General features: G+C 70.8%; 12 protein-coding genes. 3 read left to right on the top strand and 9 right to left on the bottom strand.

What is annotated here, in order from left to right; translation table 11 throughout:
* Positions 1-22: 22 nt before the first annotated feature.
* The 7 genes from H0E82_RS02235 to H0E82_RS02205 all read right to left on the bottom strand — a co-directional run bounded on the left by H0E82_RS02235 (position 23) and on the right by H0E82_RS02205 (position 9,220).
* A complete protein-coding gene (locus H0E82_RS02235) occupies positions 23-826 on the bottom strand; it encodes a DUF4142 domain-containing protein (protein ID WP_180543334.1) in 804 nt (267 codons plus the stop codon).
* A 454-nt stretch (positions 827-1,280) separates the two neighbouring features.
* Complete coding sequence (locus tag H0E82_RS02230; RefSeq protein ID WP_180543333.1) at positions 1,281-1,436, bottom strand: hypothetical protein; 156 nt, start codon at positions 1,434-1,436, stop codon at positions 1,281-1,283.
* Between the two features lie 341 nt (positions 1,437-1,777).
* A complete protein-coding gene (locus tag H0E82_RS02225) occupies positions 1,778-3,721 on the bottom strand; it encodes an alpha/beta hydrolase family protein (RefSeq protein WP_180543332.1) in 1,944 nt (647 codons plus the stop codon).
* Between the two features lie 104 nt (positions 3,722-3,825).
* Positions 3,826-4,323 carry a CIA30 family protein gene (locus tag H0E82_RS02220; protein ID WP_180543331.1) on the bottom strand — a complete coding sequence of 166 codons (498 nt, stop codon included), beginning with the start codon at positions 4,321-4,323 and terminating at the stop codon, positions 3,826-3,828.
* A complete protein-coding gene (locus H0E82_RS02215; RefSeq protein WP_180543330.1) occupies positions 4,320-5,300 on the bottom strand; it encodes an NAD(P)H-quinone oxidoreductase in 981 nt (326 codons plus the stop codon). The genes H0E82_RS02220 and H0E82_RS02215 overlap by 4 nt, the downstream gene beginning before the upstream one ends.
* Positions 5,301-5,429: 129 nt before the next feature.
* A complete protein-coding gene (locus tag H0E82_RS02210) occupies positions 5,430-6,197 on the bottom strand; it encodes a DUF4142 domain-containing protein (protein ID WP_180543329.1) in 768 nt (255 codons plus the stop codon).
* A 239-nt stretch (positions 6,198-6,436) separates the two neighbouring features.
* Complete coding sequence (locus H0E82_RS02205) at positions 6,437-9,220, bottom strand: PAS domain-containing protein (RefSeq protein WP_235974126.1); 2,784 nt, start codon at positions 9,218-9,220, stop codon at positions 6,437-6,439.
* A gap of 487 nt (positions 9,221-9,707) precedes the next feature.
* On the opposite strand from H0E82_RS02205, the gene H0E82_RS02200 reads away from it, so the two are divergent.
* The 3 genes from H0E82_RS02200 (at position 9,708) to H0E82_RS02190 (ending at position 12,359) form a co-directional block, all read left to right on the top strand.
* Positions 9,708-11,153: a sensor histidine kinase gene (locus tag H0E82_RS02200; RefSeq protein WP_235974125.1), complete on the top strand. Its 1,446-nt coding sequence runs from the start codon at positions 9,708-9,710 to the stop codon at positions 11,151-11,153.
* Positions 11,134-11,514, top strand: coding sequence for a response regulator (locus tag H0E82_RS02195; RefSeq protein WP_180543327.1), 381 nt, complete (start codon positions 11,134-11,136; stop codon positions 11,512-11,514). Before H0E82_RS02200 ends, H0E82_RS02195 begins: the two co-directional genes overlap by 20 nt.
* Before the next feature lie 137 nt (positions 11,515-11,651).
* Entirely contained in the window at positions 11,652-12,359 is a 708-nt protein-coding gene (locus tag H0E82_RS02190) for a class I SAM-dependent methyltransferase (RefSeq protein ID WP_219338362.1), read from the top strand.
* A 123-nt stretch (positions 12,360-12,482) separates the two neighbouring features.
* Here H0E82_RS02190 and H0E82_RS02185 read toward each other — a convergent pair whose 3' ends face one another.
* A complete protein-coding gene (locus tag H0E82_RS02185; RefSeq protein WP_180543326.1) occupies positions 12,483-12,827 on the bottom strand; it encodes a hypothetical protein in 345 nt (114 codons plus the stop codon).
* A 430-nt stretch (positions 12,828-13,257) separates the two neighbouring features.
* Complete coding sequence (locus H0E82_RS02180) at positions 13,258-15,477, bottom strand: DUF5916 domain-containing protein (RefSeq protein WP_328796931.1); 2,220 nt, start codon at positions 15,475-15,477, stop codon at positions 13,258-13,260.
* Positions 15,478-15,638 lie beyond the last annotated feature (161 nt).

Raw genomic sequence — 15,638 nt, 5'->3', positions numbered from 1 at the left:
GTTCCACGGTGACGCAGGTGAATCAGCGGTTGTTGGCCTGCAGCGTGCGCGCGGTCTCCAGATGACCGGCAATCGAAGTGCGCGTATCGCGCAGGTGGCGTGCGACGGCCTCGTCGCTCGCACCCGGGATCAGCTCGTTGTCCAGCTTGGCCAGGGCCTCTTCGTGGCCGGTGACCATGGCCTGCACCCACGCGGTCGCAAACGCCTGGCCCTCGAGTGCGGAGAGACGCTGACGCTCGGCTTCGTGCTTCTCGCGCATCGCCGTCAGCTCCGCATCGCCGCCATGCATGCCGTGGGTCGCGCCTGCCGCTGCAGCGCCGGCGCCGGTGGTGCCCGCCGCGCCCGTGGGGGCGGCTCCAGCCGCGCCCGTGCCGGCGCCCATGCTGCCGGCACCCGTGGCGCCCGGGTTGGCGCCCATCCCGGCGTTGCCGCCCGCGGCGCCCATCAGACGCCGGGTGGCGTCGAGGTTGCGGGTGTGGTCGTCGCGGAGGGTTTCCGCGTAACGGCGCACGTCACCTTCCACGTTCTTGGCCAGCGCGTCTTCGGCGGCGGCGATCTCGTGCCGGTCGACTTCCTCGACCGCCATCAGCGCCTTGCGGTCACCCTCGGCATGCTGCCCGGCGGCCGTGCCATCCGTTCCCATGCCCGGAGTGCCCGTGGCCGTGACGGGCTCGTCGGTGGTCATGCCGTCGGTGGTGGCGGCGGTGCCGCCGGCCGTGGTGCGCGGCGCATCGTCTGCACGGTTGTCGTTGTTGCACGCCGCCAGGCCGAGCGCCAGCGTCGCGGCCAGGAGGGTGATTGCAGGATTGGTAATGGATGCCTTCATGGGCGTGTCCTCGTCGATGGAGGGGCGAACCTAGCCCCACCGACGCAAGGAGCTGGTGAACGTCGCAGCTCTTTTCCCGGACATGCAGGCAAGTGCTGACGCAGCAGCGCGTCCTTCATTTCCGCCGTTCGGCGGCATGTGCGACGACCCCGTGTTCATCGATCCCGCGCGAGACAGGCGTCGGCGACGCACTGCGTACTGCCGACGTCGACGCGGCTTCCAGAGGTGGCCGCATCGGCAGCGGCGGGGCGCCCGCGAGATCGCATGAAGGCCGGGCCTGCCATCCAGGGCGATGCCGCGGGGACGCCGTCCCTGCGGGGCGCCGCAGCAGGTCGCCGTCGCAGCGGCATCGGCGTTCCGATCGCCCGACGCCTTGCGCCGGTGCAGGCGATCGACGTTGGGCCATCGCGGCCCCACGCCGGCTGACGCCGGGCGCAAAGACAGGGCCGGACGGCTATTCCTCTTCCGACGTATCGCCCTGCACCGGCCCGCCGTTGCGTGGGTCCAGCCGACCGGGCGCCTGCTCGCCGGGGTCGGTCTGCGGGTCGTGTGCCTCGTCGTGGTCGGGCGGCTGGGTGGTGTCGGTGTTGCTCGAGTAGGGACGGGGCATGGCTCAGCTCGTTCGATCGCGCCGGTGCGCGTGGTGGTCACACGGTGCGGCCCGCGTCGTGAAGCGGGTGCAAGTGCCCGGAGGTGCGGACGTCGTTCGGATGCCCGATCCGGTGGTCCTGTCGCCGCGGGCCACCGCCGCCCTGCCTGGGGGCGCGATGGAGCGGAGTCGCGTGTCCACGTGCCGCTCCAGCCCCGTTTCTGCCGTTGTCGAAAGCACCGCCACGACGGAGTCACCACGCGCAGGTTGCCCGGGGCCGCCGTCGCTCCGGCCACTCTCGGCAGCCCGCAGACGCCATGCGCGATGCACCCGCGCCGACTCCGACGGCGCCAGCCCGCGCGCTATCGCGCCACCGCACCGCCCAGGTGGGTGGACAGAAAACCGAGCAGGCGCGTGTAGAACGCGCGGCGATGCGCTTCGGTGTAGAAGCCGTGGCCTTCGTTCGGATAGTAGAGCGTCTCGACCGTCCCGCCATTGCGCTTGAGGGCACGCTCCATGCGCTGGCTGTGCGCCAGCGGAGCGCGCGTGTCCTGGCCGCCGGCCGCCAGGAACACCGGCACGCGGATGCGGTCGGCCAGATTGACGGGCGAGCGCGCCGCGAGCGTGCCGCGCGCGCCCATCCACTCGCCGGCCCAGGTGCGGGACGAGCGGCTGTTGCCGGACTGGTCCCGGTGAAACATCTCCAGGTCGTACACGCCGACATAGCCGACCGCGCACTGGTACAGGTCCGGCTCCCGTGCGGCTCCCATGAGGGCCGCGTAGCCGCCGTAACTCGCGCCGTAGATGCAGATGCGATCCGGCTCGGCGACACCGGTCTGGATCGCCCAGCGGGTGGCGTCGGTGAGGTCGTCCTGCATCGCCCCGCCCCACTCCTGCGCACCCGCATCAAGGTGGGCGCGCCCGTAGTTGCCGGAGCCGCGATAGTTGACGCGCAGCACCGCATACCCCGCAGCCGCGAGGAGCTGGGTGTCATCGTCGAAGGACCAGCTGTCGAAGATGCCGAACGGCCCGCCGTGCGGCAGCACGACCAGCGGGCGCGGTCCCGACGCATCGCGCGGCAGGGTGAGGTAGCCGTGGATGCGGCGCCCGTCGCGTGCGTCGAATGCGATCTCGCGGCTCCCCAGCATGTCCGCCGGATGCAGCCATTCGCGCTGCGAGAAGATCCGGCGGCCGGTCTTGGACACAGTGTCGAACAGGATGTAGTCGCCGCTGTTGCGATCGCTCCACAACGACACCAGGGCCAGGCGTCCGTCGGCGCTGGTCGAGGTGATGTGGATGGCGTCGCCGTCGAAGGCGGGTTCCAGGCTGCGGTAGAGCCGCGCTGCTGGATGGTTGTCGTCGAAGAAGCGGTTGCGCACCCGGTCGCTCATGAACGAAACGCCGATCGGCGTGCGGCCGTCGAGAGCGTAGAGGATCCGGTACGGGTCCACCCTCGCGTCGCGCAGCAGCTCGGTCGTCCGGCCGCTGGCCGGGTCCCAGGCGACGACGGCATCAGGCCCGTCGGGCTGCTCGACCTGCAGATAGGCGACGCGGCCGTCCTCGGAGAAACCCAGTGCGTACACGTTCCGTGTGGCCGATCCGGTGATGTCGATGTGCCGCCAGGCGCTGCCATCGTCGTCGCGATAGAACAGCTTCTGCACGTTGTCGGCATTGGCCCCGGACGCGAACCGCACGCGTCCCTGCGCATCGGCCAGGAACCGCGCACGGCGCACGGGCACCATCGCCACGGTGTCGCGCCCGCCGGTGTAGATGTCGAGCCGCTCCACACGCACGTTCGGATCGCTGGTCTGCGGCACCGCGTAGACGAGCACCTTGCGCCGATCACCAGGCAGGGTGTCGAACAGATACACCGACGGCTCGAGCAGCAGCTGGACGGTGGTATCCAGGGGCCCACGCGCGCCGTAGGGGCTGGCCAGCAGTCGGGGATTGCTGCCGTCGGCATTCACGGCATGCAGCTCGCCGATCGAGACGGGCTCGTCGCGCGACCCGCGTCGCGTGGCGAGCGAGACCACGATGCGTTCGTCGTTCGCCCACCAGAAATCCTCGACGACCGAACCACGCTTGCCGACCACCTTCGCCGTGGGCTGGTGGTTGTCAGCGCGCACGACAGCGAGCGCGGTGCGGTCCTCCAGGGCGGTGGTGACCGCGTAATAGGCGCCGTCGGGCGAGATCTTCACCCGCTGGAAGACAGGCTGGCGCAGATACGGCTCCAGCTCCAGTGTGGGCACCTGCGCCCACGCGAGCAGGGGCACGCTGCACACCAGCCATCCGCACAAGCGACGCATCCATCGCGCCATGACGCCCCCCCGTCCGTCGAGTTCCCGCCGGCATTTTGGCGAGCGTCGCGCGCCCTGTCCACGGGATAGGTGTCCGGCGCGGCCGGCGGGTCTCAGCGTTCCGGCCTGAGCCAGGCGATCTCGAGGGCGAACGGCCCGGCGATCCCGTCACCGATCAGCAGGCCGATCTCCTCCACCTTCGACAGGTCCAGCGCCGGCCCGTCGAGCACCGTGCCGCGGTAGGTGGGCCGCATGCCGGCGAACGCGACGACGACGTCGGTCCACACGCCGGCCGGGGCCTCGAAATCACCGCGCCACGACACGTTCGAGCCGCGATGCCGCGCGTCGGTGGCGATGCGCACCTGGTAGCCACGGCCGTCGCCGCGGACACGCAGGCGCAGTCCGCGCGCGCCGGCGAGATCGAACGCGCCGCGTGGGCGGATCGAGGCGAAGCCGCCGTTGTCGTCGAGCGACGTCGTGCCGGAGAACGTCAGCACGCCGTCGTGCACGGCCACCCGGCTGCGCGAGTGGCCGCCCATCACGTCATCGTCGAGCGTGACCCAGTGCGTGGGCACCGCGCCGATGTCGAAGCGCGGGGGCGAGGCGCTCATGCGACCTCCAGCATCACCTTGCCGACGTGGTCGCCGGCCTCGAGATACGCGTGCGCAGCGGCGGCCTCGGCGAGCGGGAACGTGCGGTCGACGATCGCGTTCACCCGGCCCTCGGCGATCCACGGCCAGACCACGCGTTCCACGGCGACGGCGAGCCGTGCCTTCTCGTCGGCGCTGCGCGGGCGCAGCGTCGAGCCGGTGAGTACGGCCTGTTTCTGCATCAACTGCATCACCGGCACCTCCAGCACAGCACCGCCGAGCGCGGCGATGTAGACGATGCGGCCCTTCGGGTTCAATGCGTCCAGCGTGGCCGTGAGCGTGGCCGCGCCGACCATGTCCAGCGCCACGTCGATGCCGCCGTGTTCCTTCGCGATCGCGCCGAAGTCCATCGTCGACGTGTCCACCGAGACGTCGGCGCCGAGCGCGTGCGTGCGCGCCGCCTTGTCGGCGCTGCGGCTGCAGGCGATCACATGCGCGCCGGCGGCCCGGGCCATCTGGATCGCGGCCACCCCGATGCCGGAGGTCGCGCCGTGCACCAGCAGCCATTCGCCCGGCTGCAGCGCGCCGTGCTCGAAGACGTTGGCGTACACGGTGAACACGGTCTCCGGCAGCGCCGCGGCGTGTACCCAGTCCAGACCATCGGGAATCGGCAGCACGTGGCGCGCGTCGACGACGGCGTATTCGGCATACCCGCCGCCGCCCAGCAGGGCGCAGACGCGGTCGCCTTCGCGCCAGCGTCCCGCGCCGTGCACGACCTCGCCTGCCACCTCGAGACCGAGGGTTGCAGGCGCGCCGGGCGGCGGCGGGTACTTGCCCAGGCGCTGCACGATGTCCGGCCGGTTGACGCCGGCCGCGCGCACGCGGATCAGCACCTCGCCCGGGTTCGGCACCGGGCGCGGCACCTGCACCGGATGCAGCGCATCGGCAGCGCCGGTGCCGCCGCGGATGGCGATGGCGGTCATGGTCGGATCTGGCATAACTGGGTCCTTGATGGAGCTTTGGAGACGCACGGGCGCCGCGTCATCGCGCCTCCGCTGCTTTTTTGCGCTGGTCTCGGCGCCGCGTATGACAGACGTGCCCGCGGAGGCATGCGCACGCTGGGTCGATCAGTCGGCCTCAAGGCCGCGCGCGGCATCGAGATGCGCGGCGACCATCTCGCGGGTCGCCCGCAGATGGCGTGCCACGGCTTCGTCGCGCACCGACGGAATCAGTACGTCGTCGAGCCGTGTCAGCGTGGATTCGTATTGGCTGACTCTCGCATGGGTCCACGCCGAAGCGAACGCGTCGCCCTCCAGCGTCGCCAGCCGGGTGCGCTCGGACTCGAAGGTGTCGCGCATGGCCTGGATCTCGGGGCTGGCGGACGCCCCGGCGACCGTGTCCACGTCCTCATGTGCGTCTGCAGGCTCGGGATGGGTGCCGAGGGCACCGGAGGTGTCGCTGCGCGACGCCTCGGTACGCGAGGTGCCGCGGACCGCTGCCGTGTCTCTTGCCGCGGCAGCGTACGCGCCGGCCGCACCGCTGCCGAGCAACCGCTGCGTCGCCTCCTCGTTGCGGGTGTGCCCGGCGCGCAGGGTCTCGGCGTAGCGATGCACGTCACCGGTGACGCCCTTGGCCAGCGCAGCATCGGCTGCGGCGATCTCGTGGCGATCGATCGTCTGCACCATCTGCAGCGCGGCGCGGTCGGCCTCTGCGAGCGCACTCCCGTCACGTCCGTCTTCAGCCGCCGCCTGGACATCGGCGTCCTCGCCGATGCCCTGGGCGACCGCGGTGGTGTCCACCGATAGCCCGGTGGTGTCGTTGCCCGGATCCTGGTTGTTGCAACCGGCCAGTGCGAGCGCCAATGCAGCGCCGAGCAGCGTGAGTGTGGGCTTCATGGCGGGATCCCTCGTGACGGAAACCGGGGACGCTAGGGCATTCGCCGGCGCGAGCCGGTGAAATCGCACTGCTGCGGCCGCGGTCGGCCCAAGGAGACGACGCGCGAACGCGGCATTCCTCGGGCGAGCGACGCCCGGGAACTGGTCACGTCAGGGCGGCGATCGCTCCCGACATCGGGTCGGGCCGCCTGTGCCATGCCGCATGCCGGTGCCCGCTGCCGGGGGCTGGATGCAGTTGGCTATCCGTCTGGACCGAGCACCGCCGCCACCCGCATCGCCAGCGCGTCCAGGGTGAAGGGCTTGCCGATCACATGCACCGCCGGATCCGGCACGCCGTCGCTGAGCAGCATGTTGCCGCTGTTGCCGGTGACGAACAGGACCTTGAGTCCGGGCCGCCGGGCGCGGGCGCGGTCGGCCAGTTGCGGGCCGTTGACGTCGGGCATCACCACGTCGGTGAACAGCAGGGCGATGTCCGGGTGCGTGTCGAGCAGCGCGAGTGCACTGGCGGCGCCGTCGGCGGCCAGCACCTGATAGCCCAGCTCGGACAGCGCGTCGCAGGACACCTGGCGTACGGCCGGGTCGTCGTCGACGACGAGCACCCGCTGATGCTGTCCGCGTGGCGGTGCCGCAGCGTCGGCCAGGCGCGGCAGCGGCGCGTCGGCGCCGTCCGCGAGGCGCGGCAGGTAGAGGTCGACGACGGTGCCGCGCCCGACCACCGAACGCAGCCTCACATGGCCCGCCGACTGCTTGAGGAAGCCGTACACCTGCGACAGGCCGAGCCCGGTGCCCTTGCCGATCTGCTTGGTGGTGAAGAACGGATCGAAGGCCTGGGCCATCACCTCGGGCGGCATCCCGCTGCCGGTATCGGACACGGAAATGCGCACGTACTGCCCCGGCGACAGGCCCTGGGCATCGGCCGCGTCGGACTCGATATCGCAGTTGGCGGTCGCGATGGTCAGGCGGCCGCCGCCGGGCATCGCATCGCGTGCGTTGACGGCCAGGTTGAGGATCACGTTCTCCAGCTGGTTGGCGTCGACATGCGTGCGCCACACCGCCTCGGCGGGCACGGTCTCGAGCTGGATGCTCGCGCCGAGCGAATGCGCGAGCAGGTCGCGCATGCCGGCCACCAGGCGGTTCACGTCCAGCGCCACCGGCTGCAGGGGCTGCCGGCGTGCGAAGGCGAGCAGGCGCTGGGTCAGCTGCGCGGCGCGGCTGGCGCCGTCGATGGCGGTGTCGATGTAGCGCCGGGCGCGTGGATCGTCGTTGCCGATACGCGATGCGAGCAGATCGAGCGGGCCGATCACCGCGGCGAGCATGTTGTTGAAGTCGTGCGCGATGCCGCCGGTGAGCTGGCCCACCGCTTCCATCTTCTGGCTCTGCCGCAGCGCTTCTTCGACGCGCGTGCGCTCGGCCACTTCCTCGCGCACGCGGCTTTCCAGGCGTTCGTTGAGTTCGTGCAGGCGTGCATCGGACATCCTGCGCGCGGTGACGTCCATCACCACGCCGACCACGCGGATGCAGCGGCCGGCTTCGAACAGCCCGCGGCCCTTCGCCGCGATCCAGCGCACCACGCCGTCGTCGCGTCCGATCGTGCGGTACTCGACGTCGTACAGCGCGCGGCGCCCGGGATCGGACGCGGCTTCGAACGCGGCGCGGATGGCGTCGCGGTCGTCGGGGTGCAGGCTCGCGTAGAAATCCTGCAACGAGACCTCGACGTCGACCGACATCCCGAACATCGCCTTGGTGCGGGCCGACCAGGTCATCGCGTCGTGGACCAGGTCGACATCCCAGAAGCCCAGGTCGCTGGCCTCGGCGGCCAGCCGCAGGCGTTCCTCGCTTTCGGCCAGGGCCGCTTCGGCGGCGCGGCTGGCGGTCAGGTCGAGCATCGCTCCGATCATCCGCACCGGTGCGCCCGCGGCATCGCGCAGCACGGTACCGCGATCGAGCACGGAGGCGAAGCTGCCATCCGCACGCCGGAACCTGTACTCCGTCGCCCAGGCCGATTCCTTGCCTGCGATCACGTCGTGGATATCGGACTCGACACGGGCGCGGTCCTCGGAATGGATGTGGTCGAGCCACCACTGCGCATCGGTGCCCGTGCGTCCGTGGCCGAACAGGGTGCCCAGCGCCTCGTTCCAGACGACTGTGCCATCGGCGATGCGCCAGTCCCAGATGGCATCGTTGGTGGCCTGCGCCGCGAGCCGGTAGCGCTCCTCGATCTCGCGGTGCCGGGCCTCGGCCGCCTTGCGGTCGGTGATGTCGATCGAGGTGCCGATCAGGCCGACCACGGCGCCGCTCGCGTCGCGCAGCGGGGCCTTGGTCGACAGCCAGCAGGCGCGTCGTCCGTCGGCGTAGCTCACCTCTTCTTCCAGCTGCTCCGTTTCGCCGCTGGACATGATCCGTTCGTCCGCGGCCATGACCGCCGCCGCCTGCTCCGGATCGGCCAGGAACTCGGCGTCGGTGTGGCCGATGTAGGTTTCGGGTGGACGGCCGATCAGCTCGGTGGTGCCGCGGTTGCCGAGCAGCATCCGGCCCTGGCGGTCCTTGGCATACACCACGCCGGGCGCGGCGTCGATGAAGGAGCGCAGCAGGGTCTGTGCCTGATCGCGCTCGCCTTCGACGCGTCGCCGCTCATGGATGTCGATCAGCACCCCGGCGAAATCCACCGCCTTCCCGTCGGCATCCAGTTCGACCCGGCCGATCGCCTCGATCCAGCGGTAGACGCCATCGGTGTTGCGCGTGCGGTACTGGTGCGCGTAGCGCCCACCGACCCGCACGGCCTCTGCGATGGCGGCCTCGAGTTCGGGCAGGTCATCCGGGTGGACCGACGCCAGCAGTTGCTCCAGACGTACCGGCGTGCCGGCCACGCCGGGATCGAGGTCGAATGCGCGTGCCAGCGCGTCGTCGACCATCATGAGGTCCTGCCTCACGTCCCAGAACCAGGTGCCGACGATCGCGCCGGCCGCCAGGGCCAGCTTCACGCGCTCGGAGTCGAGCCGTCCGGAGGAAAACGGTGGATTCAAGGGGACCTCGGCCGTGCGGGAGCAGGTCTGCGCATGCCCCGACTGCAGGCCGGATCCCGAGATCTGCGGCGGGCCCGGGCCGATTATCGCCGCAAGCGTGGGCGGCGTCCCGTCCATCGTCGAATCAGCCCGGCCACCGCCGGCACGCTGCGTTCAGCCGGGTGCATCGCGTCGCGACAAGCCCGCAGATCACGGGCTGGGCGCTCGATTTTCAGGCCGCAGCAAGGCCGGGATGCGCACGGGCGTCGATCGCGCCATCGTTGGATCTCCGCCGCAGCCGCCGCATCGTGTCCGGTATCGCAGGGGGAATGATCGATCGTGGCGGAAAACATGTCCGGGACCGGGGCCGCATGCACCCCTGCGTTCAACGCATGACGACAGGGCAATCGCCACGGTGTGACGCCACCTTCCGGCCTGGCAGTACAGATGCGATGCGACCCGCGCGATGGCGGGCCGTCGATGCGCCGCGCCCCATCGGACGCCGTCCATGCGCTTGTCCCGCTACATCCGCACACGCCTGCCGGACCTGCTGGCGGCCTGGGCGACGCATGTCGAGGCCGCCGGGCCCGGCGGAGCGCTGCACGATCGCGGCAGAGGCCTTCTGCTGGGCATCGCCGACGCGCTCGAGGCCGCGTCGCCGATGCAGGGCGAAGCGCAGACGACCGCGCTGCCCGGAGACGGGCTGCAGTCCGGGGCCGCTGCGGCGCTGGCCGAGGTGGCGATGGCGATCGGCGCTCTGCGCACCACGGTGCTGCGCGCCTGGCTGTCGTCGCTCGCCCCCTTCGATGCCTCGCATGTCGAGGATGTGGTGCATTTCAACCAGCGGATCGATCACGCGCTGGCCGCAGCGGTGCTGGCACGCGAGACGCAGGCCGCGCACGTGCGCACGACCGCGGAAGCCGCCCTGCGCGAGAGCGAGGCGCGTTATCGCGGCATCGTCGATACCGCGCTGGACTACGCGATCTTCACCACCGACGCCGACGGCCTCATCGACAGCTGGCCGCCGGGCGCCCGGGCGGTGTTCGGCTGGTCGAGCGAGGAGGCCCTCGGCCAGCACGCCGCCATCACCTTCACCCGCGAGGATCGCGCCGCCGACGTCCCCGCGCAGGAAATGCGCGGCGCACGCGAGAACGGCGTGGCGGCGGACGTGCGCTGGCACGTGTGCAAGGACGGCGAATGCGTCTTCATCGAAGGTGCGATGCGTCCGGTGATCGACGCGTCGGGTACGGTCACCGGCTATCTCAAGGTGGGTCGCGACGCCACCGAGCGCAAGCACTGGGACGAACGGCAACAGGTGCTGATGCGCGAACTGCAGCATCGAACCCGCAACATCATGGCGGTGGTGCTGACGATGTTCGAGAAGACCCGGCGCGGCAGCGCGGACGTCGACACGTTGTCGAAGACCTTTCGGGCGCGGCTGGGCGCGCTGGCGCGCGTACAGGGCCTGCTCTCGCGACTGCAGGAGGGCGACCGGATCGCGTTCGACACGCTCGTGCGCGCCGAACTGTCGGCGATGGGCGCGCTGGACGAGGGCGGCCGCGGCGATCGTGTCGAGCTGAGCGGACCGTCCGGAGTGTTCCTGCGCTCGGGCACGGTGCAGACCTTCGCGCTCGCGCTGCACGAGCTGGCCACCAATGCCGCCAAGTACGGCGCACTCGCCCAGGACGAGGGTCGACTCTCCGTACGCTGGCGCGCCACGCGTCGCGACGGCCGGCCCTCGCTGCACATCGAATGGATCGAGACCTGCGTCGACATGGCGCTCGCCGCCAGCGCCGCGCAGGGCAGCGGCTACGGGCGCGAACTCATCGAGCAGGCGCTTCCTTATCAGCTCGACGCACTCACCACGTATGTCGTGGGCCCCGAGGGTGTACGGTGCACCATCGAAGTGCCCATCTCCGACACCACCTCTGCGCATGTCATCGCCCTCGACTGAATCCGGCCTCGCGGGCCGCCACGTCCTGGTCGTCGAGGACGAGTACCTGATCGCCGGCCTGCTCGCCGAAGCGCTGGTCGAGCAGGCCGCGACGGTCGTGGGCCCGGCGTCTTCGGTCGAGCGTGCGCTGGCCCTGGTCGCGCAGGCGGACACCCTCGACATGGCGGTACTCGACGTCAATCTGAGGGGCGAGGACGTCTACCCGGTGGCCGATGTGCTCACCGCGCGCGGCGTGCCCTTCGTGCTGGTGACCGGCTACGACCGGCATGCCATTCCGCGGCGTTACCGCGACGGCATGGTCCTGGGAAAGCCGATCGAGCTGGCCGACGTGGTCGCGACGCTGCGGCGGCTCGTGGACTGACCATCGGCGGTCGCGTCGCAATCGCGCGCAGCGCCGCCGCGAGGGCGCCGGAACCTCTCCCCGCCCCGTTTCGCGTGCCCACGGCCACCCGGGACGCTTGACGCGTTCGCTAGCATGGACGCGGATCCCGTCAGGAGATGGCCGCGATGCAGCCCGAGGCACTCGTTGCCCTGTTCGACCGGCAGGCGCCCGGTTATGACCGGCAGTGGGCCGGAATGTCCGCGATCCGCGACTGCATGTTCCTGCTGCTCGAGCCGCTGCTGGCCGGCCTTCCGGACGATGCGCGCGTGCTGTGCGTGGGCGTCGGCACCGGACAGGAACTGGTCCATCTGGCGCGCATCCGTCCGGGCTGGCACTTCGTCGCGGTCGATCCGTCCGGCGCGATGATCGAGGCCTGCCGCGCCCGTGCCCAGGACGAAGGATTCGCCGGGCGCTGCCGCTTTCACCACGGGTTTCTGGACGCGCTGCCCGGCGAGGCCCCCTTCGATGCCGCCACGTGCTTTCTGGTCTCGCAGTTCCTCGTCGACCGCCCCGCGCGCGTGGCCTTGTTCGCCGACATCGCGGCGCGCCTGCAGCCCGGCGGGCTTCTCGCCAGCTCGGATCTCGCTGCGGAGACGACCTCACCCGGCTACGCGGTGCTGTTGCCGGCGTGGCTGCGGATGATGGCGATGGCGGACGTGACACCGGATGCGATCCGGCGCAGCCGCGAGGCCTACCAGCGCGACGTGGGCGTCCTGCCGCCGGCGGAGGTGACCGCCATCCTGCACGACGGCGGATTCGAACAGTGCGTGCAGTTCTTCCAGGCGGGACTGATCCACGCCTGGGTGAGCCGGAGCCGGGCGTGACCCGCCGCGCGGGGCACCGCCGCGGGCCGGTATTTCGCGGCCGTCTCGTGTCGCGCTCCCGTGAGGCCCGCTGCGCCGGGGCCGCGCCCGCGTAATCGCGTGGAGCAGCGCTGACGACTGCCGTCAGATCGCCGCTTCGTACTCGCGCAGAAAGGCCTCGAGCGGCACGAGGGTCTTCGGTGGCAGGTCTTCGTCCAGCAGCGGCGCGGCATTGCGACGCGCGTCGAGCCAGCGGGCCATGAAGCGCCGCGCCTGGGCCGGCGAGGCCGCCGTTCCGGTGTGTTCCCGGCGCCGCCAGCGCAGCCAGTAGCGTCCGCCCGGATACACCGCGCCCACCGTCTCGCCGTTCCACAGCAGCAGCGTCACCCCGGCGCCCGCGCGCCAGGCATAGCGCATCGGCACCGCCCGGGGACGCCGCCGGACGGCCTCGATCTCTTCGCGCAACAAGGGGTTGGTCTGCCAGTCCACCGGCGCAGCATCGCGACCGCCCGTTGCAGCGGCTGCGACGCCCGGAGCGCAGCTGGGCGGCGCGTGCCGGCACCCGGGCGTCGGGAGGGATCCGCCGGGTCAGTTCGCGCGCGGGTGGCCGTCCCGATCTGCCGGACGCGCGGCTGCCGCCCCTTCGGCAGATTCGGCCGGCATGCCGGTGAGCCTCCGCGTTGGCAGAGCGCGCGATGCAGGCCTTCAGGGCAGAGGTCCATGGTGGGTGGGACCGGGGCGAGGCACGCGAGGCCGCCGGCGTCGGCTCTCTACAGCGGAACAGGGTCGCCTCGCGCGGCGAGCGGGGACCGCCCGGTCGCTCGCGCCGGCCGGGGCAGTGTTCCGCTCGCCGGCGTGTCCATGGTGCAGCGGGCGCCCCGACGCCGCGGCGCCGGGCCGGTACGTCGCCGGCGCGGGGCTACAACTCGAAACGGTAGCTCAGCTTGACCATCAGCTGCTCGTCGTCGCGCAAGCTCAGGCTGTCGAGCAACGCGTCATCGACACCGTCCTCGCCCGGCTCGCGCGCGAAGCCGCCGCGGGCATAGACCACGTACAGGTAGGACAGCGGCGCGAGCTCGTAGCGGTAGCGCACCTGGAAGCCGAGGTTGCGCACGTTGAAATCGTCCACGGGGTCGGCAGCGGCGATCGCATTGCCCGCCGGATCGAACCGCCAGGCGGCTGTGGAGCGTGCCCCGATGCCGATCGCCTGCAGCTTGACCCGCAGTTCCTGACGCGCATCCAGAGTCCAGTCCATGCCGGCGCGCAGCCGCGTTTCGCGTCCGTCGAAGGCGCCGACCAGACCCGGGTTCCCGCGGCCCTGCCAGATCAGCCAGTCCGGCCGGCGGATCACGGTGAGTCCGGTGTTGATCCGGAACGCGTCGCTGACGAAGTAGGTGGCGCCGCCCCAGCCGGCCCAGCCCAGCTTGTCGTTGCCGGCCAGCCCACCGCTGAACAGCTCGCCGCCGTAATACGGCGACCACCGGCCCTCGCGCGGGCGCTCGTATTCGTAGTTCGCGCTGAAGTTCGCGGGCAGGCGCACCACGCCGTTGCCGCGCAGCAGCAGATCGTTGATGCCGGCACTGTTGAGGTTGAGCTGGGCGTACTCCGTACCGCCATTGCGCAGCTGGCCCTGGCGGCTCATCCGGAACTGGTCGTTGAGCTTGTCGCCGCGGTTGTTGTGGTTGGTGCTCACGCGCCAGCGCCAGTCGGTGGAGGCGTAGCGGGCATCGTCCGGGCGGTCGGTGAAGCGTCTGCGCAGCTCCCAGTGGAGGTAGTTGGTGCTGTTGCGCGAGAGGTAGCCGAAATCGTTGAGTTCGAAGTCGTTGCCGAAATGCATGGCGATCCACTGCTGGCGCCAGCCGTCGTCCATCTCGTAATCGGCCCACAGCGTCGCGCCGACGTCCCGTACCGAATCGGTGGCCACGTCGACACGGCTTCCGAGCAGGCGGCTTCGCACGTTCCAGCGCTGCGTCGGGCGCCAGTTGTGGTCGATGCCGAGCACCGTGGCCTCGCGCTCGCGGAACGGATCGTCCACCCGCGTCAGCATCGCGCCCAGGTTCTGCGTCGCGAGATCGCGCACCAGGCGCAGCGCCTGGTAGGACCGTCCGGTGGGGCCGTCTTCTTCGGCGGCGAACACGCCGTAGTTGGCCCGGCCCAGGCTGCCCATGAACTTCACCGCCGCATCGATCTCGCCGGTACTGCCGACGCGACGCGTATACAGCTGCTGGCTGGAATCGGATGGCGTGGTCAGCTCGAAGATGCCCTGGTTCTCGGTGAAGAACGGCCGCTTGTCACTGATGAAGGTCTCGGTGGCGCTGAAGTTCACCACCAGGTCGTCACTCTCGACCTGGCCGAAATCGGGGTTCACCGTGGCGGCGAGCTGGAAGCGGCCGCTCGGTTTCCAGAACACGTCCACACCCGCATTGAAATCCCGGCCGTGGCGCACGTTGTCGTACAGGCCCGACGCGTACGGCGTGACCGCGAGCAACGACTGGCTGTACTGCGGCACGGTGATCGGCGCGAAATCGGAGAGAAAGCGCGGGCGCTCGAAGCTCGCCACAGGCCAGGCCATGCGTTCGCCGGTGGAGCCGATCACCCGCGCCAGGAAGACGTTGAGCGTGCGCTCGCCGCCCGTGCCGTCGCGCATCGGCGCGGTGTGCCAGGGGATCAGCAGCTCGACCGACCAGCCCGCTTCGTCCTCGGACACCGCGTGCCGCCACTGGCCGTCCCAGTCGCTGTTGAAATCGTTCTGGTTGGTGATGATCTCGTCGGCGATACCGCCGCTGGAGCTGACGGTGAACGCGTAGCCCGTGCGGCCGTCGCCGTCGAAGTCGATGAACACGTTGACCCGGTCCACCTGCTCGTCGAAATCGCGCTGCACCTTCTGCCGGGTGCGCGGCACATCGGCGGGCTGCACGTTCCGAAACGCCACGGCCAGGCCGTCCGGCGTCGCCAGCACCCAGGCCTCGGTCGGCAGCGAGCCCGGCTCGCCGGTCAGCGGCTGCACCTTGCGGAAGTCGGCGATGTGCATCGCGTCCGCCCACTCCGCCGCATCGATGCGACCGTCGATCTCGACCGCGCACACGGGTGCGCAGACGACCGCCAATGCGGCTGGCACGATGCCTCTGAACCGACCCACGCCCCTCTCCATCCATCCCCCGATGCGGGATGCGCAGGCTAGCGGCGGCGGGGCGTTCGATCACCTGCCATCGGTCATGTGCACTTCCGTCTGCGCACATCACAGGGGGCGGAGCTTCAGGCAGCGGGCGGAAGCGCACCGGACGAGCCGAAGCATCCGCG

Source organism: Luteimonas deserti, assembly GCF_013425765.1.
Classification (GTDB): domain Bacteria; phylum Pseudomonadota; class Gammaproteobacteria; order Xanthomonadales; family Xanthomonadaceae; genus Luteimonas; species Luteimonas deserti.
This window is presented reverse-complemented; position numbering and strand designations above follow the sequence as displayed.